Below are 18,538 nucleotides of genomic sequence, written 5' to 3'. Positions count from 1 at the left end.
GCTACTCCGAACGCGGGTCGGGCGGATCGAGTGGAAGGGCCAGCTATGAAATTTGGTGAGCGGATCAAAGACTTACGAACGCAGAAGGGCTTAACGCTCGATCAGCTTGCGCAGGAGACCGGCTCGTCGAAGAGCTATATTTGGGAGCTCGAAAACAAGAATCCGCCCCGGCCGTCGGCCGAGAAGCTATCCGCGATCGCAGCCGCGCTGGGGGTTACCGTCGACTATCTATTCGGGGCCGACACGCAAACGCTCAGCGAGGCTGAGGACACCGCCTTCTTTCGACAATATAGCGGTCTGCCAGAGGAGACGCGTCGGCAGCTTCGAGAAATGGCCCGCATCCTCGATACAAAGACCCGCAAATGAGCGATCCGAGCCGTCCCCAGCCGCTGAACGAGGCAGCGCGAATTACCCAGATGCTCGACTTGGTCCTCGGAGCGGATCGGTTTGATCGCGCGCCCGTCGACGTGATCGGTCTTGCGCTGGAGTATTCCCGAAAGGTCGCGCCCCAGAGTCCCATCCACGAAGTCGTCGAGCGCAACATCCCAGGCTGCGTTGGGGCCTTGGTCTATGGCGAGGCGCGGCCGCGCCAATGGGCGATTATGTACCATCTCGGCCAGTCTGCGGGGCGCCGCTCGTTCACCGTGGGGCACGAGTTTGCCCACTACGTCCTGCACCGCGAGTTAATCGAGGAGGACGGGCGTTTCGACGGCGGGATCTATTGCGACGAGAACGCGGTAGTTCGTCGCGACGGGTCCGGTATTGAGCAGGAAGCCGACGAGTTTGCCGCCGCGTTGCTCATGCCGTTTCATGACTTCCGTCGCCAGCTGCCAGCCAAGGCTAGCGCCGATTTCGACGCGCTCAGTCGAGTGGCAAAGCGCTACGGCGTTTCGCTGACTGCGGCGATCTTGCGCTGGCTCGAATACACCGAGACGCGGGCAATCATGGTGGTGTCGAATGAGGGGTTTGCCCATTGGGCGAAACCCAGCAAGGCGGCGCTTAAATCGGGACGCTACATCCGCACGAGAGACACCGTATTCGAACTCCCCCTGCAGGCCTTTGCGGCACGACGCGATTATTCCGATGCGGCGCTTGCCGGCGTCACGCAGCAAGCTGGCGTCTGGTTTCCCGAGCCGGTGCACGAGATGTGCCTCCGCTCCGACCGCTACGATCAGGAAATCACGGTGCTGCAATTTGAAGCGGAAGGCCCACGCTTTCAGGAGGAGGAAGAGGAGAGTGACGTCTTCGACCATTTTGTTCGGAACGGACAGGTTCCGGATCGCTAGCGCACAGACGGATCACTCCATGGATTTTGTTCATATAGCCATTTCTGCCCGCCTGGCCCACGGCGATCTCGTCGCCGCCGACGCTGCCCTTGAGACCGACCCCAGCGATGATGGCGTCAGACTCATCCTAGGGTCCGGACCCATAAGTCCGGGATTGAAATCGGCGGTACTTCCCACGTTAGAAAGATGGATCGTTCCCAAGCCGTGCGAGTATTGCCCGCGCCTCGTCGCTCATTTCGCGGACAATCTCAGCGGCGGGCTGGGCGTGGCGGACGAGGCTGACGCCTTGGCCCGACCATAGGGCAAGGGCATCAATATCGCCCTCGTCACCCGATCCCGGCGTGTGAGATTGGTATGAAACCACATCACCATGTGGCGACTTTGCAACGACCGCGCCTTCGTTGGGACGCCCACCCACCGGCGGGCGTCCGGCCGCCTCCCAAGCTTCAATCGTTTTGTTGCGGAGGCTACGGTGCGGAGCGTCGGGCCAGCCGACGCTGAAAACAGTCCCGTATTCTGTGTCCGTCTCCTTGGCTGTGAGGATGCGGTCGCGATAGCGCGGATGGATTGGAGCTTCGATGCTCGCGAGAAAGCGGGTACCGATCCAGGCGCCCGCGGCACCAAGTGCCATCGCCGCGGCTAGACCGCGTCCATCCGCAATGCCACCGGCGGCAAGAACGGGGACCGGCGCGACCTGGTCAACAACTGCCGGAACCAACGCCATCGTGGCAACTCTACCGTAAACGTGGCCACCGGCCTCCCAGCCTTGCGCGACGATTGCGTCCGCGCCATCCTCGGCTGATATCCGAGCCTGTTCCGCGCTTCCTGCCGTATGCAGCACCGTTGCCCCGCCACGATGCGCCGCAACCGTCAGCGAGCCTGCCTGGCCCCAGAAAAATGAGACTACCGCCACGCCTTCTTCTAAGCAGATCGCGAGGCGCTCCTCCTGCGGATAAGTCAACACGAGATTGACGCCGAATGGTCGCTCGGTCAGGGCCTTGGTGGCCCGAATTTCTGCGCGTACCGCTTCGGGCGGACTCCAGCCGAGGGCGAGCATCCCGAGACCGCCTGCATTGCTAACCGCGGCCGCGAATTGCGGAGACGTAGCTCCACCCATTGGCGCCTGGACAATCGGGATCTCTATGCCGACGAGAGTAGTGAAAGCGTTGGGCATTGCGATCCCCCTGAGTCCACCATCCGGTCGCGGCCTTTGCCCGATCTAAGGATCGTGGTCCAAAGGGGGCATGGAATCAACAGGGATTTCGTCGGAATGTGCTTCGTGATTCACGGTCTCCAAAGGGAGACACACGGATGAATCGCGATTATTTCTGGCTGACCGAGGAGCAGTTTGGGCGGCTCGTGGCGCTCTTGCCAACCGACACACGCGGGAAACCGCGGGTTGATGATCGCCGGGTGATCAGCGGTATCGTGCATGTCCTGAGGTCAGGTGGTCGTTGGGTCGACGCACCGGATGCCTACGGCCCGCGCAAGACGCTCTACAATCGCTTCGTCCGATGGGCGGCCAAGGGCGTCTGGGTCGACATCTTCCATGCCTTGGTCTCGGCTAGCGGACCACCCGCGGAGGTGCTTATCGACTCCTCGGCGGTGAAGGCGCATCGATGTGCCTCAGGCGGCAAAGGAGGGGAACAAAATCAGGCGATCGGCCGATCGCGCGGTGGTCGAACCACGAAAATCCACGCCCTGACCGACGGCCTGTGCCGCCCAATCGCTTTCCTTTTGACCGGTGGCCAGGTCGCCGATTGCAGTGCCGCGGATTTGCTTCTGGAGCAGATGCCGAAGAGCCCGATCCTGCACGCCGACAAGGGCTATGACACCAATGCCATCCGGCACAAGGTCGAGGGCAAAGGGACGATGCCGAACATTCCGCCGAAAGCTAACCGACGCTGGAAGAACTGCTTCTCGCCATTCCTATACCGCGATCGCAACGCCATCGAGCGGATGTTTGGACGGCTCAAGGATTTCCGCCGCATTGCCACACGATACGATCGATCGGCGACGAGCTTCCTCGCCGCCGTCTGCCTCGCGGCAATCGTCAGCTACTGGTTATGAGTCCGGACCCTAGGACGTGGTATTTAGTAACCGAGGAGCAGAACATGAAATGTCCGATCGATGATGTCGCGCTCGTGATGTCCGAACGCCAGGGGATTGAGGTGGACTACTGCCCAAAATGCCGGGGTGTCTGGCTTGACCGAGGCGAACTCGACAAAATCATCGAACGCTCCGCCGCAATTGAAGCCCCGTCACGATATGCCGAAGAACCGCGCTTCCGGGAGGAGACACAGCGTGATGGATCACGCGGTGATCGCGATCACTCCTATTCCAACCACAGAAAGAAAAAGTCGATGCTTGGAGAGCTTTTCGATTTCTAGAGGTGACCAAGGTCACCAGCGAATTGAACAGGTCGAGGCCAGCATCGCGCGTCCTCTTGACTGACACCGAAAACGGCGAAGCAAATCATCCATGAACGCAAAAAGGCACCCGAGAATCGACACCGGCACGCTGTCGGGGACGTACCGGTTATTCCCGGTCACCAGGACGACCATCTGGACGCCTTGTCGCCCAATAGAAGCTGAGGAATATGCCCGCAGTTAATCGCTCGTTAATCATGCGGGGCGTAGCCAAGAAGCGTCACTACAACTGCCCAATCGATTGTGACCTTAAAGACCCGGCACCCAATCCCTCCAGATTGTGCCGGGTCTTTTTGTTAGCGAGGGCAAGGGCTGAGAGGTAGTTCTGTGCATGGCGATCGTATCGTGTTGCGATGCGACGCCAATTCTCGAGCTTGCAGAACATGCGCTGGCGTTGTCACGTTGTTTGAAATGTGGCCGCGTGAGGCCGCGCTTTTCAGGCAGGCCGTGCACTCACGGCTTCCCACGCGGCCATGGCTTGGCGTCGATGGATTCGAATTTGTGCGGCGGAGCGGTTGGTCTGGGATGGGACGAAGAGATTTCGGACGGCGGAGAAGATCGACACGAAATGCTGCAATGAGCCGACCGACCGGAAACCCTGTCGCGTTCGTTCCCGTTTTCGGAACGGCAGGTGAGAATTCTCCGCCCGGTTGTTCAAGCCTTATGCGAGCGGTGTTCCAAGTTCGGCATGAGCTGGCGTTTGGCCGCCCCGTAGGAGCGCAATTTGTCGGTGATCATACGCTTTGGCGGCAGACCCTGCTTCTTCAGAAGTCGCGTCAGCAGGCGCCTGGCGGCTTTGGTGTTGCGACGCGTCTGGACAATCTCCTCGAGCACATATCCGTCCTGATCAACCGCTCTCCACAACCAGCATTTCTGACCGTTGATGCGCACCGCGACTTCATCCAGGTGCCAGACATCATCGTCCGTTGGTGCCTTGCGGCGTATGCGGCGCGCATAATCAGGGCCGTGCTTTCGGCACCATCGGCGGATGGTCTCGTAGGAAACGACGATCCCGCGATCGAGCAGCATTTCCTCGACATCGCGCAGGCTCAGATTGAAGCGGAAGTAGAGCCAGACAGCACGGGCCACGATTTCGATCGGATAGCGGTGGTTCTTGTAGGTCGGTGCACTCACGGTCATGGGCGCGCTGATACCTCAATTTCCTTACCCCTCAATCAATGTGACAGCACCAAATTCCGTCATAGCTCTGGCCGAGATGCCTCCTGCATCATTATCTCTCGCAACCAGATGCTTGCCGGATCGCTATTGTGGAGAGCCGGCCACTGGGCGGCTTCGGTGAAACCGGGAAGCGGCAGCGGAAGTTCGACAACCTGAAGGGGAAACGTGTTTTCGAAATGCCTGACCAGCCGGAGGGGCACGGTCGCTATACGAGCTGTGCCGGACACCATGGGCGGGATCATGCTGAAGCTCTGCACGACGACTTCGACACGTCTTTTAAGACCATGCTCAAGCAAGAACCCTTCCTCGATGGAGGGCTTCAGCAAACGTCCGAACCTGACGCAGACGTGCCTCATCGACATGTATCTCTCGAATGTAAGGTGCCGTGGCAACTGCTTGTTCGTGGGACAGCCTACGCATACGAGCCTCTCGTGGAAAAGCGCCATCCTTGGATGCGCGTTCGACATGAACACATCCGGAGTGATCAAAAAATCGACCTCACCACGCCGGAGGACCTCATCAGGGCTGCCCTCGAGAGGCATCAATTCGAATGTGACGGCGGGGGCTTCCCGGGCAACACGCTCCACGACCGTTTCAAGAAACACGAGCGCGGCGAAATCGGAAATACTGATCCTGAAGCGGCGATCGGATCGAGCAGGGTCAAACGGATCCGACGAAATAATCGAGGACTGGATGTTTAGGAGAGTCTCGCGGACTGCGGGGCCAAGTGCTGCCGCACGTGATGTCAGAATACGTTCTCGGCCGCTCATGCTGAACAGTTCATCGCCGAAAAAATCGCGCAGCCGGGCGACGGCCGCACTCATGGCCGGCTGACTGAGGTTGATGCGGCGTGCCGCCGCCGAGAGATTGCGCTCGGCCAGCAGGGCGTCGAGCACGACGAGAAGGTTCAGATCAAGCCCTTTGAAACGCATGTCTGCGGCTATCCATCCGTCCAGGTGGCCCGCGATGGGATCAACCCGACATGGCCGATCACCGGAATGGCCTCGTCGGAGAGCCGCTCCACGGTCGCCAGACTGGCGCTGCAATAGACGGCGTCGGCGCTCGCCTTGTAGAGCGCGAAAGCCCAGCGCACAAAATCGTCCGCCGTGCCGACCTCGAAGAAATTGACGCCCGGCACCGCAAACAGGCTTGGCGCAACCTCGCGGAAATGCGGAAGAACCATGATCTCAGGCGGCACCGAAACCATGTCGACGCCGGCCTTCTCGGCAGCCTCCAACTCGTCCAGCGTCTCCACGCGGATCATCGTGAACTGATACTTGTCTTTCAAGGCGCGGATATCCGCTACCGTGGGTCTCTTCCTGCTCATCGGCTGCACCTCCCATTTTGCGCGATCATGACGCCAGCAACGTCTTGAGTTTCACGTCGGGCGACATCAGTTCCGTGGGCCCGGCCGCGCCCGCCTCGCGATCAGCAATGTCGGCCAGGCGAATGTCGCGGGCCACGGCGGGCCGCCGCCTCCGTAGCCTTGGGAGGCTGTTGTTCCGCGGCAACCTTGGTTTCGGCGTGGAACTCTTCGCGATACGGCCGCGCCGTTGGCGGCAGCTCGCGCTTGACGAAGTAGTCCTCGTTGCGCAACTGGCGCGGGAAGGTCGGGATCATTTCGCCGGTTGCCGGTGATCGACGGCGACGGCTGGTCGTGCTTGACCAAAACCGTTCAGCTTCAGCAGCGCGTGGTACGGCACCATCGGGAACCTGTGGTGCTTGATATGCTCGACGGCGCGCTGCGCGTAGCGCCCTATCAGACTGTAGTCGCGGTTCGTCTGCCTATAGTCGTCGGCTGCGGCAGTTGCGCTCATCACGATCTTCCTTTTTCAGGCTAGGACCAAGGCTGACAAACTGTCATGCAACAGAACTACCATATTCAATCATTTACCTCAACAGCGCTTGCAATTTTTCTATCATCTACTATCATTCCTTCGAAACCCTCAAAAGGAGGCTAGCCTTGGCCAAGCGACCAACGGTTTCGGATTTGGCTCGGGCATCCGGGGTCAGCGTGGCGACGGTCGACAGGGTTTTGAACAGCCGCCTTCCGGTGCGCGAGGAGACGGCGCAGCGGGTCTACGAGGCGGCGACCGTCATCGGCTACCATGCCGCGCCCCTGATCAAGCAGCGGATCCGCCAGGATCTCCCGGAATACCGGCTGGGCTTTCTTCTGCAGAAGCCCGAGCAGCATTTCTATCAGGAGTTCGCGCGCGAGTTGGAGGCCGCGACGACCCATGCGTCGCGGTTCCGCGGCGTTGCGGTCATTGATTTCTGGTCGAGCCAGGCTCCCGAGGACATCGTCGTCCATCTGGAGAAACTGGCAGCGAAAACGAACGCCGTCGCGTTGGTCAGCCCCGATCATCCAACGGTCACGGTCGCCGTGGAGAGCTTGAAGGCCCGCGGTATTCCGGTGTTTTCGCTCCTGTCCGATTGCGCCTCCGGCGTACGGGAGGGCTATGTGGGCCTCGACAACCGCAAGGTAGGACGCACCGCCGCGTGGATGATCGCGAAGTGCGCTAGGCGGCCCGGCAAGGTCGCGGTGTTTGTCGGCAGCCACCGCTTTCACGGCCAAGAGTTGCGCGAGATCGGCGTGCGCGCCTACTTCCGGGAACACGCACCGGACTTCATAGTACTTGAGACGCTGGTCAATCTCGAGACGGCCGATTTGACCCACGATGCAATGCTCGACCTGCTCGAGAGGCATCCCGATCTCGTCGGGTGCTACATAGCCGGGGGCGGCATGGAGGGAGCTATCACGGCGGTGAGAATGGCCATGCCTGCCCAGCCTCCGGTCATGATCTGCAACGAGATAACGCCTGAGTCGCGCGCTGCACTCGCCAACAACATCCTCACCATGGTGCTCGCAACGCCGCTGGCGCGGCTGGGCAGCGATCTCGTCGATCTCATGGCGCATACCATCAAGGACGGCGCCGCCAACGCGCCGGGACAGACCTTCCTGCCCTTCGACATCTACCTGCCGGAGAATATCTAGGCGTCTCTGCGATAAAATCTATCATAGATGATAAAAATTCATCGCGATGGATTGACCGTTTCCCGCCGCCGGATGACGGTAGCCGCGCCGGGGGCGTTGGTGCACGGATCTTTTAGTGGGTTTAGGCAAGCGGTAACCGCAATAGCCTTTGTAGCGTAGCCATGCCTTTCAAACACAATACCAGCCGCCGCCATCATATTGGGAAGATGAAGTTCAGGTCGACGAACTGGCCAGAATATGAGGCAGGACTTCGTCATCGCGGCAGTTTGACCCTGTGGGTGACGCCGGAAGCCCTGTCCGGGTGGCAAGCGCCAAGACGCAAGACACGTGGCGGCCAGCACCGGTATTCTGTCTGGCGATCGAGACCACCTTGACGCTGGGCCTTGTGTTTGGCCTGCGGCTGCGCCAGGCAGAAGGCTTGCTGGAATCGGTGCTGCAACTGATGGGGCGGGCGCTCGCTGTCCCCGCTCATACCACCCTGAGCCGTCGGGCGCGGACATGGCAATCGCCCAAGGGAGCATAAGGATTTGTGGGCGGTTAGGCGGCGCGTGCTAGAGCACGTCCTGTTTAATTTGGGTCATATCCGGCGGCCTGGAAGTAGTTGGCGCATTCGGCTGGCGTGAACTGATCAAGGAGTGAGCCGACCGCATCCCACAGAGCGGTGATGGTTCTCTCGGCCTTGGCGCGTAGGAGCGCCTTGAGTTTTGAGAAGGCATTCTCGATGGGATTAAAGTCGGGGCTATAGGGCGGCAGGAACATGAGCCTTGCGCCGGCGGTCTCGATCGCGTCCCGAACGCCGGCCGCCTTGTGGGCGGGCAGGTTGTCCATCACGACGATGTCGCCCTCCGACAGGGTCGGGACCAGCACCTGCTCGACATAGGCCAGGAACACGTTGCCGTTCATGGCGCCGTCGTAGACGAATGGGGCGGTCATGCCCGTCAGCCGCAGTGCGCCGGTGAAAGTGGTGGTTTTCCAATGGCCGTGCGGCACGCCTGCCCGGCAGCGCTCACCGCATGGCGCACGGCCCCGCAGCCGGGCCATCTTGGTCGATAATCCAGTTTCATCGATGAACACCAGCTTTGCCGGATCGAGATCGAGTTGGCCGTCGAACCACGCGCGACGACGCTTCAGGATGTCGGGACGATCCTGCTCCAGTGCATGTGCGGACTTTTTTGAACGTCCAGCCGTGCTGGCCAAGCCAGGCGCTTAAGGCACTGCGACTGATCCGAGCCGATCGTTCGACCGCCAGCCGTTCCACCATCTCATTAAGCGTGATGTCCTTGCGTTCATCGATCAGCCCGACGAGGAAGGCTTCATGCGTATCGAGGCTGGACCCGCGTCGGCGGCCTTGTCGCCTCGGCCCCAGTTCGCCGATCTTTGCCGAGCGATCCAACGGATCGCACTCGATATACCAACCCCGAACCGCGCCGCAGCCCGCCGGGCCGACATGCCGGCGTCCGAGGCCTGCAGAACCCGAGACCGAAGATCTTCGCTCAATGCTCTTCCCATCATCCACCTCATGAAAGTGGATGTTGAATCACACCGCCAACGCCCTCGTCACATCACAATCGATTCATCGATCCCCGGATGTGCTCTAGTTCGTCGTGCCCGTGATTGTCGTTCGCCATGCCGGGATACCATTGCCGGAAGGTTGAGCGCAGGGAGCCGTCGAGGGTCTGCTGCCGGTTTGCAGCAGAAGATGCGCGCCGGTCCTGCTCCACTGCATCTGCTGTTTCTTGGCGAACCGCTTGGAGATGACGGCGTTGACGGTGGCCTCAACGAAGGCTGAGGAGATGCGCTCTCGGGACCGGTAGCGCTCGCCATAATTGATCAGGCTTGCAGTATTGGAGGCGATGTAACTCTGGAACTCGCCAATGGCCGTGAGGAACTTGCGCATGTTCGGATAGTCCGTTTCGAGGTCTTCCGCATGGAATTGCATGTCTTCGATTTCCTCACGGGCACGCCAGGCATTGCCATGCCAGAGATGCCATTTGATCCTGCGAAGCGTTTCAAGCAGGTCCTGTCCGGCCTGCTCGTCGTGATTTTCAACGCCCTGGGCAAATTGGCGCAGGACCGTGATGCGCATGGTGATGTGGAACCAATCCAGGACATGCTCGCTGGCTGGCGCGATCATCTCGGCGAGCGAGCGGACCTCTTCACCGCCATCCGTGATGAAGGTGATATGCTGATTAGCCTGGACGCCCTGCTTCTTGAGGTGATCGAGGATGCGCAGCTGCGGCTTTCGATCGTAGCCGTGGACAAAACCGATAGAGCGGGGATCGCCGTCTTCGGGGAGCGAGCGGCCGACGATCAGCTCAAAATTCTTCTTCCGGTCGTCGCGGTCCCGTATGTAGCCGCCGTCCAGGCCGATGACGATGCGGCCATCGGGAACAGGCAGGTTCATCCAGTCGCGGGAGCAGGCATCCTGCATGAAGGATACACGCTCTTCCGTGAGATCCCGCTCGATGCGGTGGGCGGCGCGCAAGGCATGCTGCCCGACCGTCGTGGCGTTGGCGCCGCTTGCGATCGGCAACACGTCGGCCAGCAGCGCGGCTGCGGCGGCATAAGGCACGAGCGAGGCCCACCGGGTTTCCAGATAGAGGCGTTCTGGCGCGATGTGGTCGGGGATCAGTTTACGGAGTGGCTATATCGTCGCGGGGCCGTTTCCGCCAGCCGGCCGTGGCAGACAATAGCGCGGACTCTTCAGTTGCACGTCGCTGAACAGGGTATGGAAGGTGACGGGATAGCTTCCCTTGCTACGCAGCCGGCGGCCATCCAGCCCGCGGTTTTCTCTGAGCCAGAACTCCACATGTGTTTCCACCATCGCCTGCTGCAACGGGGCGAGAAGGGTCTTCGCTTCCGACAATGACAGTCCCGATGGAATGGGCTGCAAGCAGCCACCCCCATGCTGACGCAGTCGGAGCTTCTTGTGGACACATGACCAGCGCGACAGACGACGCGATCAGATCACGCGGTCGGCACACACCCTTGCCGCTCCGCGGTCGCGGAGCGGGTTAGTCCAAGTCCAGTAATCTGTGCTCAACATTACTGGACGACTGGGGCATCTCGGTGCTCACTCAAAGCCAGCGGATCGATCTGCTGGAGATGCTTGAAGACCGCAACGGGCGAGCCTCCACCATCGTAACAAGCCAAGTGCCCGTCGATCAGTGCACGAAGTCATCGGCGACGATCCCACCTTGCCGACGCCATCCTCGACCGCCTCGTTCACAATGCTCACCGCATCAACATGACCGGCGAAAGCTTGCGGAAAATAGCTGGCAAGCAAGCGCTTGACGCCGACTAAAAACCAGTGAACTCGTAGCAACCGTCGGCCAGGCTTCTGCTGCCCACGATCGCGTGAAATCACTGCCCACGATCAGCGAAATGCGCAGTGTGCGCTCAAGGAGGTCGAGGCCGGCGAGGCGACGGCGACGCAGTCAACCGGCCTTTCCCGGGCCGAGTTGAGCGATGTCCTGACCCGCAGTTTTCCTGCTACCGCTATGAAAGCCTCTTGGATGACGCCCGCGATCCAGAGCCGGATATGGAGGAAGAACTTGTGCGCGGCCTGGCGCATGCCCGGCCGGGCGACCGGAGAGCGCCCGCTTCGCCAAGATCATCGCCCGGCGTGCCATGCGCAACGACCATCTCTGGCAGGACCTTGGCCTCTTCAATCGGGCCGAGCTCAGCCGCCTGCTTGCCACGCACTTTCCGACGCTGGCGGAAGGCAACACCCCGGAGGAAGGCGAAAGCCGCCTCATGGAGTCAAGAACGGGATCGCATTGGATTAAGGGCCGCTTCGTCAGGGTTACGAGGCCTTCAGGCCTTGATCGCCGTTGAGCCATAAGCGCTTTTCGCGGCGCCGCTGTATGGAGGAGGGGATATTCATCGCCTCGCGATATTTTGTGACGGTGCGGCGAGCGACATCGATGCCGGTTTCCTTGAGCCGGCCAGCAATGTCATCGTCGGAAAGCACGTCATCAAGCAATTCTTCGGCGATTATCGCCTTGATTCGATGGCGGACAGCTTCGGCGGAGTGCGCGTCACCCCTTCGGAGGAGGCGATCGCGACAAGTGAAAAAATACTTCAGTTCGAACACCCCGCGTGGGGTAAGCATGTACTTGTTCGACGTCACCCGTCTCACCGTCGACTCGTGCATGTTGATCGCTTTAGCGACCGCCTTGAGATTGAGGGGCCGTAGGTGGGCGACGCCATATTCCAGAAAGGCATCCTGCTGGCGCACGATTTCGGTCGCCACCTTTAGAGTTCAGAGTCTCCCGTCCATTTTTGTCAGACGATGAGGGGTCTCAAGTAGCATCTATCTGTCGAACCGAGACGTCGAGTAAGCGTTACTGTCGAAACACTGACCGTTTCCTTCCGGTTATCGTCGATAAGACTGCAACAAGAGCCATTAATACTGTGAACTATTAAGAAATATTGATCTTTACCGATGAAAGTTGCATAACGCATATTATGGAACTGGAAAATGTCTGTTAAAATCAATATGTTAAGAAAACAGTGCCGAATCCATTATGTTAAATTGCTTACAACAATGGCCGTCAATCGTCAGATCCTCCCTGCGCCGAATTCGGTGACCAGGGCGCCCCCTCCGATCCAAGCGGGGTATCTCAGCAGCGACGGACAAATAGCAGCCGAGCGTCCCCGCACGTCGAGCCTAGCGGATGTAGGCCGAGTGCAGCGCGCACGAAGCGGGTGTCACACGTGAGCTCGTGATTGCGCGCCCACACCTTTGGCGAGCGATTCCCACGGTGGCCGCATCGAGTGCACTTAAGGTCCACGGGCGCTTCAACCGTTCGCGCGTGACCTTGATCAGAGCGTTGAACGCTGCGCGAGCGGCTCAACGAGGAAATCCGCCGGCGCACTTATGTCGTATGCATCTTTCCCAACGCCGAAAGCTGCACCAACATGGACGACCTGCGCGAGCACAAGAAGCTCGCTCTGCGCCAAGCCGCATGACTTCATGACCGCCCCTTTTTGCAGAACTTGACGCACACAACCCTGGAAGGAGGAAGCCGCGGGAGGACGGGCTCGCAACGTCACGTTCCCGAATCGAGAAAAATTGACGATGCCGTGAAAAAACTCGATTGCGATCCCTGTCTGCCTGTCTGGAGGCGTAACGGCGGTCGGATGAATGGCGCTTATATCTTCGCTCATTGACGAGAATTCTACGGATTGGCCTCCATCATGTTGTGCCGGCACCGTTGGCGTGGTCAGCCGCACCAGTCGTCGCAGGCGTGATGGCGCCCATGAGGAACTCGTCACAGGCTCCGCTCAGGCCGCGTAATCTCCTGCGTTCGAAGCGGAGCGCGGTCTTCAGGCGTGCGAAGAGCATCTCGACCTTCTTGCGTTCGTTGCGCGACCGTCCGAACTCGGGCGTATCCGCTTTGACGGCCGTCTCGCGTGCCTCCTCGTGGACGCAGCGCAGCACATCGCGCACTGGCGTCTTTGGATAGCAGCGGCGCTTGAGTTCACAACTCTGGCAGTCTCGTTTGCTGGCCCGGGATTTCCGGTTTCCACCGCTGACACTGCCTGTGCGCGGGACCGCGAAGTTGCGACGATACTGCCTTGCCGGCGGGAAAGATGAACTTGTTCTGGACCGCATCGAAGATGAAGTCCGCGCGGCTGAAGGTTACGTCATCACGCTGGCTCTTGTCCCACACCGGAATTTGCGGCGCGATGTTCTGGTCGACGAGCCATCCGAGGAACTTGCCGGTGCCGTATCCGCGCGGCGCTCTTCGCCGAAAAAGCACACTGGGCGAACTGCCGTTCTGGCCCTTCCCCGCCGGCCACACCAGGCAGGCGCCGCGGGCGGAGATTGTTTGAGCCGGTGGGGACGAGCGATTGGCAATGCAGAATGAGCGTTCTCCTCACGTAAAGGGGAGCCGGCGCTTCCGCGCCGGTTCCAAAATCTTTTGCTCTTCGCCCGTCCCCTCTTCGTCTTGACTAGTGCCAGCCGACGGCCTATCTCACCGCCATGTTAGCACTCGCCTCTGGTGAGTGCTAACAACTCTCCGGCAACGGAGCACTGTTCAACATCCGAACCAGGGACATCCAAAAATGGCAAAGTCGAATCTCCGGCCGCTTCATGACCGCGTGGTCGTTCGTCGCGTCGAGTCCGAAGCGAAGACCGCCGGCGGGATCATCATCCCGGATACGGCTAAGGAAAAGCCGCAGGAAGGCGAGATCATCGCCGTCGGCTCCGGCGCCCGCGACGAAGCCGGCAAGCTCGTCCCGCTGGACGTCAAGGCGGGCGACCGCATCCTGTTCGGCAAGTGGTCGGGCACCGAAGTCAAGCTCGATGGCGAAGACCTTCTGATCATGAAGGAATCCGACATCATGGGCATAATCAGCTGACACGCCGCCGCCTTTCATCCGCACCATCCAATCTGAATTCGGGCGAAATGCCCAGGAGTAAAAAATGGCCAAAGACGTAAAATTCTCCCGTGATGCCCGCGAGCGCATGCTTCACGGCATCAACATCCTGGCCGACGCGGTGAAGGTCACGCTCGGTCCCAAGGGCCGTAACGTCGTTATCGACAAGTCGTTCGGCGCCCCGCGCATCACCAAGGACGGCGTCACCGTCGCCAAGGAAATCGAACTTTCCGACAAGTTCGAGAACATGGGCGCGCAGATGATCCGCGAAGTCGCGTCCAAGACCAACGACATCGCCGGCGACGGCACCACGACCGCGACCGTTCTGGCGCAGTCGATCGTCCAGGAAGGCCACAAGGCGGTTGCCGCCGGCATGAACCCGATGGACCTGAAGCGCGGCATCGATCTGGCCGTGACCGAAGTCGTCGCTCACCTCGTCAAGAACGCCAAGAAGATCAAGACCTCGGAAGAGGTTGCCCAGGTCGGCACCATCGCCGGCAATGGCGACGCTTCGGTCGGCAAGATGATCGCCGAAGCGATGCAGAAGGTCGGCAATGAAGGCGTCATCACGGTTGAAGAAGCCAAGACCGCCGAGACCGAACTCGAAGTCGTCGAAGGCATGCAGTTCGACCGCGGCTACCAGTCGCCCTACTTCGTCACCAACGCCGACAAGATGGTTGCCGAGCTCGAGGACGTCTACATCCTTCTCCACGAGAAGAAGCTCTCCAACCTGCAGGCCATGCTGCCGGTTCTCGAAGCCGTCGTGCAGACCTCGAAGCCGCTGCTGATCATCTCGGAAGACGTCGAAGGCGAGGCCCTGGCCACGCTGGTCGTCAACAAGCTGCGTGGCGGCCTGAAGATCGCCGCCGTCAAGGCGCCGGGCTTCGGTGATCGCCGCAAGGCCATGCTGGAAGACATCGCCATCCTCACCGGTGGCCAGGTCATCTCGGAAGACCTCGGCATCAAGCTCGAGAACGTCGGCCTCAACATGCTCGGCCGCGCCAAGAAGGTGTCGATCTCCAAGGAGAACACCACCATCGTCGACGGCGCCGGCAAGAAGGCCGAGATCCAGGGCCGCGTTGCCCAGATCAAGCAGCAGATCGAGGAGACCACCTCGGACTACGACAAGGAGAAGCTGCAGGAACGTCTCGCGAAGCTCGCGGGCGGCGTTGCCGTGATCCGCGTCGGCGGTGCGACGGAAGTCGAAGTCAAGGAAAAGAAGGACCGCGTCGATGACGCCCTCAACGCGACCCGCGCGGCCGTGGAAGAAGGCATCGTTGCTGGCGGCGGCGTCGCCCTGCTGCGCGCTTCGCTGGCCATCACCGTCACCGGCGCCAATGCCGATCAGACGGCCGGCATCGCCATCGTCCGTCGCGCCCTGCAGGCTCCGGCCCGCCAGATCGCTGCCAACGCCGGTGCCGAAGCTTCGATCGTGGCCGGCAAGATCCTCGACAACAAGGATGCAACCTTCGGCTACAACGCCCAGACCGGCGAATATGGCGACATGATCGCCATGGGCATCGTCGACCCAATGAAGGTTGTGCGCACCGCTCTCCAGGACGCGGCCTCGGTCGCCGGCCTGCTCGTCACCACCGAAGCCATGATTGCGGAGGCTCCCAAGAAGGAGTCGGCTGGCGGCGGCATGCCGGGTGGTATGCCCGGCGGTGGCATGGGCGGCATGGGCGGTATGGATTTCTAATCCAGCCATTGCCTCGCATTCACGGAAAGGGCGGCAGCAGTGCCGCCCTTTTTCTTTCGGCGAACCTTTTTGCCCACAGGGGGCCGGCGTCCTCTAGAATGCGGAGGGGCAGGCCCGATCACGGGCATCATACGGCGGCACTTTCATGGCGGACACCAATGACTGAATTCATTCTGTTCGCCATAGGCGGCTTTCCTGCCCAAGCGGTGGACGGCGCGCGGGCGGCGGACGGCAGTCGGTCGGCACCATCGCGTGCATGCTGGCGCTGGAATCGAGCGCGGTGATACCTCTGGTCGGATGGAACACGCTGGCCTGGTCATCCGCCAGCTCGGCTCCGCGACGAACGCCAGATGCAGTTCACCTTTCCGTCGCCGGCCGGGCGCTGCTTGCCCAGTGCAACTCGGCTTGGCGACACGCTGATCGAGCTCTCGCGAATGAGCATTGCTGAGATCAAAGCCTCACCCGGCAGATCCTGGTATTGCGCGACGCGTGCCGGTCACAACTCCTTTGCGTGCTCTTTTACTGCCAAATCGATCGCCTGGTTCAGAGGCACCGCCTTGGAGAACAGGAAGCCCTGAGCAGTTCTGCAGCCAAGCTTGAGCAGAGTTTGCCGATCTGCCTCTGTTTCGACGCCCTCGGCCATGACGTCGATCCCGAGCGTCCTGCCAAGATCGATGACCGTTTTGACAAGCAGCCGGTCCTCTCGGGACTTGGCCAAGCCGCGAATGAAGCCTTGGTCTATTTTCACCTTGCGTATCCGGCTGTCCTTGAGCGATGCCAAGGTGGAAAAGCCGGTGCCGAAGTCATCGAGCGCGATGGAAATGCCGGCATGTGAAAGCCGTCCGAGCTTTTCATCCACTCTGTCCGGGTCCACCGGGGATTCTTCAGTAATCTCGATTTCGAACATCGTTGCAGGGAGATCATTTGCCGCCAGACCATCCAGAACCATGTCGTCGATATCGCCGGCTTCCAGTTCGCGCGGTGATACATTCATCGCCACACGAAGATCACGACAGTCAGCTTTCACCATGCCGTCGATAAGTGCACAACAGTCAGCGAAGACCGTTTGGGTCAGCAGCTGAAGCATTCCGGTTTGGCGTGCGGCTGTGACGATTTCGGGTGGAGAGATAGAACCATGAATCGGATGGGACCACCTTAGCAAGGCTTCAAAACCGACCACGGCCTCGGTGTCGAGTTTCACGATGGGCTGGAACCAGGGTGCCAAGCTTCTCGTCTTTATCGCTGAATGAAGGTCGCGTTCGATGGACTGGCGGCGTTGCAGTTCCCTGTCGAGGTCGGCATCGAACAGGCAAAACTCGTTCCTGCCACGACGCTTGGCTGTGTAAAGGGCGATATCCGCCCGCAACAACATTTCTGTCAGTCCCGGGCTCTCCGCCAAGTATATTCCTATCGATGCCCCGACCCGGACGGAGGCGACCTCAGGATAGGGGCGGGCAATTTTGGCTATGATATTGGAGGCGAGATCACTGGCAGAAAGCGAATCCCCCAGTGAGGGGAAAAACAGCACGAATTCATCGCCGCCGATTCGGGCGAGCGTTGAGCCTTCCGGCGCTTCCTGCTCTATCCGGCGGGCGATCCTGACAAGCAGATCATCACCGGTCCTGTGACCGTACGTATCGTTGACGGATTTGAACCCGTCTAGATCAATCAACATTGCAACGAAGGGGCCGTCTGCAGTCTCGAACCGACCGATAGCGTGTTCGAGGCCACGCCTGTTGAGAAGGGCCGTCAGGTGGTCCTGCCTGGAATTGGCCTCCATTTCGGCCGCAAGCCGCTCGGCCTCATGCCTCAGGCGGCTCGCTTCGCGGAAGCGCGCTTGTCCAACAAACGCGGCTCGAACCAGGCCGCCCAGGAAGAGTAGAACGGCGAAAGAAAGAACGTACCCTTCAAAGTTGCCTTTCGCCAGCAAGCACCCCGCTGTGATGAGGAGCGGGGGTGTGATGAAGTTGGTCGCTGACGCGGCATATGAACTGCCGTATGTAACAGCACCAGCTGAGATGCCTGCCAGAATAATCAGATGCAGCGGTGCGTGAGGTGTCGTGTATCCAACCGTAAGGACGGCAAGGAACGACCAGGCAAACCCTGCCAGAAGAGCAAGGATGCCAAACCAGCGAAGCCTCGGCGAAATCCCTGTCAGATCGTCCTGGCGTCCCGTTTGCTTTAGCTGATAACGGGCGAGTGCAAGGCGGCCGACATTTATCGCATTGATGACCAGGAACCAGATCACGGCGCCAGAGCCGCCGCCAGAAAGGGCCTGCACCGACAAAATAAGGCTTGAGAGGACGGTGCTGATCGGCATTGACACGAAGAGACCAGCCCTCAGGTCAGCAAGCTGATCCTGACGGATTTTGGCCTCCAGCGTGTCTTCTTTCTTCAGGTCCATGACGGGCTAGCTAGCTTCATCGCAGCGCAAGCCTATGCAAGCCCACTGAAGGACGGGTTAACTAACCCGAAAAATTCAGGGTGGTTGGCGGATGTGGCGCAAGCCGTTGAAATGACGTAGGATTTGGTTGCTAAAGCCGATCCGAATCATTTCCCG

At 60.3% G+C, this 18,538-nt stretch carries 12 protein-coding genes and 10 pseudogenes; 12 read left to right on the top strand and 10 right to left on the bottom strand.

Features of this window, described 5'->3' with window-relative positions; genetic code table 11:
* Positions 1 to 45: 45 nt before the first annotated feature.
* Together LHFGNBLO_RS01205 and LHFGNBLO_RS01200 are read left to right on the top strand one after the other, a co-directional pair.
* A complete protein-coding gene (locus LHFGNBLO_RS01205) occupies positions 46 to 366 on the top strand; it encodes a helix-turn-helix domain-containing protein (protein WP_128222382.1) in 321 nt (106 codons plus the stop codon).
* Positions 363 to 1,286 carry an ImmA/IrrE family metallo-endopeptidase gene (locus tag LHFGNBLO_RS01200; RefSeq protein ID WP_258600362.1) on the top strand — a complete coding sequence of 308 codons (924 nt, stop codon included), beginning with the start codon at positions 363 to 365 and terminating at the stop codon, positions 1,284 to 1,286. Before LHFGNBLO_RS01205 ends, LHFGNBLO_RS01200 begins: the two co-directional genes overlap by 4 nt.
* Before the next feature lie 178 nt (positions 1,287 to 1,464).
* Here LHFGNBLO_RS01200 and LHFGNBLO_RS01195 read toward each other — a convergent pair whose 3' ends face one another.
* Positions 1,465 to 2,460 (bottom strand): NAD(P)H-dependent flavin oxidoreductase, encoded by a 996-nt coding sequence (locus LHFGNBLO_RS01195; protein ID WP_258600361.1) that lies wholly within the window; start codon positions 2,458 to 2,460, stop codon positions 1,465 to 1,467.
* Positions 2,461 to 2,597: 137 nt separating this feature from the next.
* Between LHFGNBLO_RS01195 and LHFGNBLO_RS01190 the strand changes: the two genes are divergently transcribed.
* Together LHFGNBLO_RS01190 and LHFGNBLO_RS01185 are read left to right on the top strand one after the other, a co-directional pair.
* The gene (locus LHFGNBLO_RS01190) at positions 2,598 to 3,356 is read left to right on the top strand and encodes an IS5 family transposase (RefSeq protein ID WP_258600033.1); all 759 of its coding nucleotides are present in this window, start codon (positions 2,598 to 2,600) and stop codon (positions 3,354 to 3,356) included.
* Positions 3,357 to 3,400: 44 nt separating this feature from the next.
* Positions 3,401 to 3,676 carry a zf-TFIIB domain-containing protein gene (locus tag LHFGNBLO_RS01185; protein WP_183465467.1) on the top strand — a complete coding sequence of 92 codons (276 nt, stop codon included), beginning with the start codon at positions 3,401 to 3,403 and terminating at the stop codon, positions 3,674 to 3,676.
* Between the two features lie 475 nt (positions 3,677 to 4,151).
* Here LHFGNBLO_RS01185 and LHFGNBLO_RS01180 read toward each other — a convergent pair.
* The 4 genes and pseudogenes from LHFGNBLO_RS01180 to LHFGNBLO_RS01165 form a co-directional block, all read right to left on the bottom strand.
* A pseudogene (locus tag LHFGNBLO_RS01180) lies at positions 4,152 to 4,855 on the bottom strand (IS6 family transposase).
* 59 nt (positions 4,856 to 4,914) lie between these two features.
* Complete coding sequence (locus LHFGNBLO_RS01175) at positions 4,915 to 5,826, bottom strand: LysR family transcriptional regulator (RefSeq protein ID WP_258600360.1); 912 nt, start codon at positions 5,824 to 5,826, stop codon at positions 4,915 to 4,917.
* An 11-nt stretch (positions 5,827 to 5,837) separates the two neighbouring features.
* A pseudogene (locus LHFGNBLO_RS01170) lies at positions 5,838 to 6,221 on the bottom strand (3-methyl-2-oxobutanoate hydroxymethyltransferase); the annotation flags it as partial.
* A gap of 173 nt (positions 6,222 to 6,394) precedes the next feature.
* A pseudogene (locus LHFGNBLO_RS01165) lies at positions 6,395 to 6,624 on the bottom strand (fatty acid desaturase); the annotation flags it as partial.
* A gap of 233 nt (positions 6,625 to 6,857) precedes the next feature.
* Here LHFGNBLO_RS01165 and LHFGNBLO_RS01160 point away from each other — a divergent pair.
* Both LHFGNBLO_RS01160 and LHFGNBLO_RS01155 read left to right on the top strand, forming a co-directional pair.
* On the top strand, positions 6,858 to 7,889 hold the full coding sequence (locus LHFGNBLO_RS01160; protein ID WP_258580834.1) for a LacI family DNA-binding transcriptional regulator: 1,032 nt from the start codon (positions 6,858 to 6,860) through the stop codon (positions 7,887 to 7,889).
* A gap of 161 nt (positions 7,890 to 8,050) precedes the next feature.
* Positions 8,051 to 8,406: pseudogene (locus LHFGNBLO_RS01155) on the top strand (transposase); the annotation flags it as partial.
* A gap of 50 nt (positions 8,407 to 8,456) precedes the next feature.
* On the opposite strand, the pseudogene LHFGNBLO_RS01150 reads toward LHFGNBLO_RS01155, so the two are convergent.
* A pseudogene (locus LHFGNBLO_RS01150) lies at positions 8,457 to 9,398 on the bottom strand (IS630 family transposase).
* Positions 9,399 to 9,451: 53 nt separating this feature from the next.
* A pseudogene (locus LHFGNBLO_RS01145) lies at positions 9,452 to 10,764 on the bottom strand (ISKra4 family transposase); the annotation flags it as partial.
* 170 nt (positions 10,765 to 10,934) lie between these two features.
* Here LHFGNBLO_RS01145 and LHFGNBLO_RS01140 point away from each other — a divergent pair.
* Both LHFGNBLO_RS01140 and LHFGNBLO_RS01135 read left to right on the top strand, forming a co-directional pair.
* Positions 10,935 to 11,193 (top strand): annotated as a pseudogene (locus LHFGNBLO_RS01140) (ATP-binding protein); the annotation flags it as partial.
* A gap of 58 nt (positions 11,194 to 11,251) precedes the next feature.
* Positions 11,252 to 11,621 (top strand): annotated as a pseudogene (locus tag LHFGNBLO_RS01135) (nitrogen fixation protein NifQ); the annotation flags it as partial.
* A 73-nt stretch (positions 11,622 to 11,694) separates the two neighbouring features.
* Here the strand turns inward: LHFGNBLO_RS01135 and LHFGNBLO_RS01130 are convergent.
* A pseudogene (locus tag LHFGNBLO_RS01130) lies at positions 11,695 to 12,150 on the bottom strand (RNA polymerase sigma-54 factor); the annotation flags it as partial.
* A 587-nt stretch (positions 12,151 to 12,737) separates the two neighbouring features.
* On the opposite strand from LHFGNBLO_RS01130, the pseudogene LHFGNBLO_RS33560 reads away from it, so the two are divergent.
* Positions 12,738 to 12,863, top strand: a pseudogene (locus LHFGNBLO_RS33560) (transposase); the annotation flags it as partial.
* A gap of 226 nt (positions 12,864 to 13,089) precedes the next feature.
* Here LHFGNBLO_RS33560 and LHFGNBLO_RS01120 read toward each other — a convergent pair.
* Positions 13,090 to 13,509: a transposase gene (locus LHFGNBLO_RS01120; RefSeq protein ID WP_258600359.1), complete on the bottom strand. Its 420-nt coding sequence runs from the start codon at positions 13,507 to 13,509 to the stop codon at positions 13,090 to 13,092.
* On the opposite strand from LHFGNBLO_RS01120, the gene LHFGNBLO_RS01115 reads away from it, so the two are divergent.
* The 3 genes from LHFGNBLO_RS01115 to groL all read left to right on the top strand — a co-directional run bounded on the left by LHFGNBLO_RS01115 (position 13,488) and on the right by groL (position 15,978).
* Entirely contained in the window at positions 13,488 to 13,730 is a 243-nt protein-coding gene (locus LHFGNBLO_RS01115) for a hypothetical protein (protein ID WP_258600551.1), read from the top strand. The two genes, LHFGNBLO_RS01120 and LHFGNBLO_RS01115, sit on opposite strands and share 22 nt — an antisense overlap.
* 234 nt (positions 13,731 to 13,964) lie before the next feature.
* A complete protein-coding gene (groES, locus tag LHFGNBLO_RS01110; RefSeq protein ID WP_258600357.1) occupies positions 13,965 to 14,261 on the top strand; it encodes a co-chaperone GroES in 297 nt (98 codons plus the stop codon).
* A gap of 64 nt (positions 14,262 to 14,325) precedes the next feature.
* On the top strand, positions 14,326 to 15,978 hold the full coding sequence (gene groL, locus LHFGNBLO_RS01105) for a chaperonin GroEL (protein WP_258600354.1): 1,653 nt from the start codon (positions 14,326 to 14,328) through the stop codon (positions 15,976 to 15,978).
* 496 nt (positions 15,979 to 16,474) lie between these two features.
* Here the strand turns inward: groL and LHFGNBLO_RS01100 are convergent, their stop codons facing one another.
* Positions 16,475 to 18,382 carry a putative bifunctional diguanylate cyclase/phosphodiesterase gene (locus LHFGNBLO_RS01100; protein ID WP_258600353.1) on the bottom strand — a complete coding sequence of 636 codons (1,908 nt, stop codon included), beginning with the start codon at positions 18,380 to 18,382 and terminating at the stop codon, positions 16,475 to 16,477.
* Between the last annotated feature and the right edge of the window lie 156 nt (positions 18,383 to 18,538).

This window comes from Mesorhizobium sp. AR10 (assembly GCF_024746795.1).
GTDB lineage: Bacteria > Pseudomonadota > Alphaproteobacteria > Rhizobiales > Rhizobiaceae > Mesorhizobium.
Note: the sequence above shows the minus strand (reverse complement) of the source record. Positions and strands in the feature narration are given on the sequence as shown.

Excerpts from the sequence above, each read along its gene's own strand:
- groES (WP_258600357.1), top strand. The coding sequence starts at position 13,965 with ATGGCAAAGTCGAATCTCCGGCCGCTTCATGACCGCGTGGTCGTTCGT.
- LHFGNBLO_RS01100 (WP_258600353.1), bottom strand. The coding sequence starts at position 18,382 with ATGGACCTGAAGAAAGAAGACACGCTGGAGGCCAAAATCCGTCAGGAT.
- LHFGNBLO_RS01205 (WP_128222382.1), top strand. The coding sequence starts at position 46 with ATGAAATTTGGTGAGCGGATCAAAGACTTACGAACGCAGAAGGGCTTA.
- LHFGNBLO_RS01185 (WP_183465467.1), top strand. The coding sequence starts at position 3,401 with ATGAAATGTCCGATCGATGATGTCGCGCTCGTGATGTCCGAACGCCAG.
- groL (WP_258600354.1), top strand. The coding sequence starts at position 14,326 with ATGGCCAAAGACGTAAAATTCTCCCGTGATGCCCGCGAGCGCATGCTT.
- LHFGNBLO_RS01195 (WP_258600361.1), bottom strand. The coding sequence starts at position 2,460 with ATGCCCAACGCTTTCACTACTCTCGTCGGCATAGAGATCCCGATTGTC.
- LHFGNBLO_RS01175 (WP_258600360.1), bottom strand. The coding sequence starts at position 5,826 with ATGCGTTTCAAAGGGCTTGATCTGAACCTTCTCGTCGTGCTCGACGCC.
- LHFGNBLO_RS01120 (WP_258600359.1), bottom strand. The coding sequence starts at position 13,509 with ATGCGGTCCAGAACAAGTTCATCTTTCCCGCCGGCAAGGCAGTATCGT.
- LHFGNBLO_RS01200 (WP_258600362.1), top strand. The coding sequence starts at position 363 with ATGAGCGATCCGAGCCGTCCCCAGCCGCTGAACGAGGCAGCGCGAATT.
- LHFGNBLO_RS01115 (WP_258600551.1), top strand. The coding sequence starts at position 13,488 with ATGAACTTGTTCTGGACCGCATCGAAGATGAAGTCCGCGCGGCTGAAG.
- LHFGNBLO_RS01190 (WP_258600033.1), top strand. The coding sequence starts at position 2,598 with ATGAATCGCGATTATTTCTGGCTGACCGAGGAGCAGTTTGGGCGGCTC.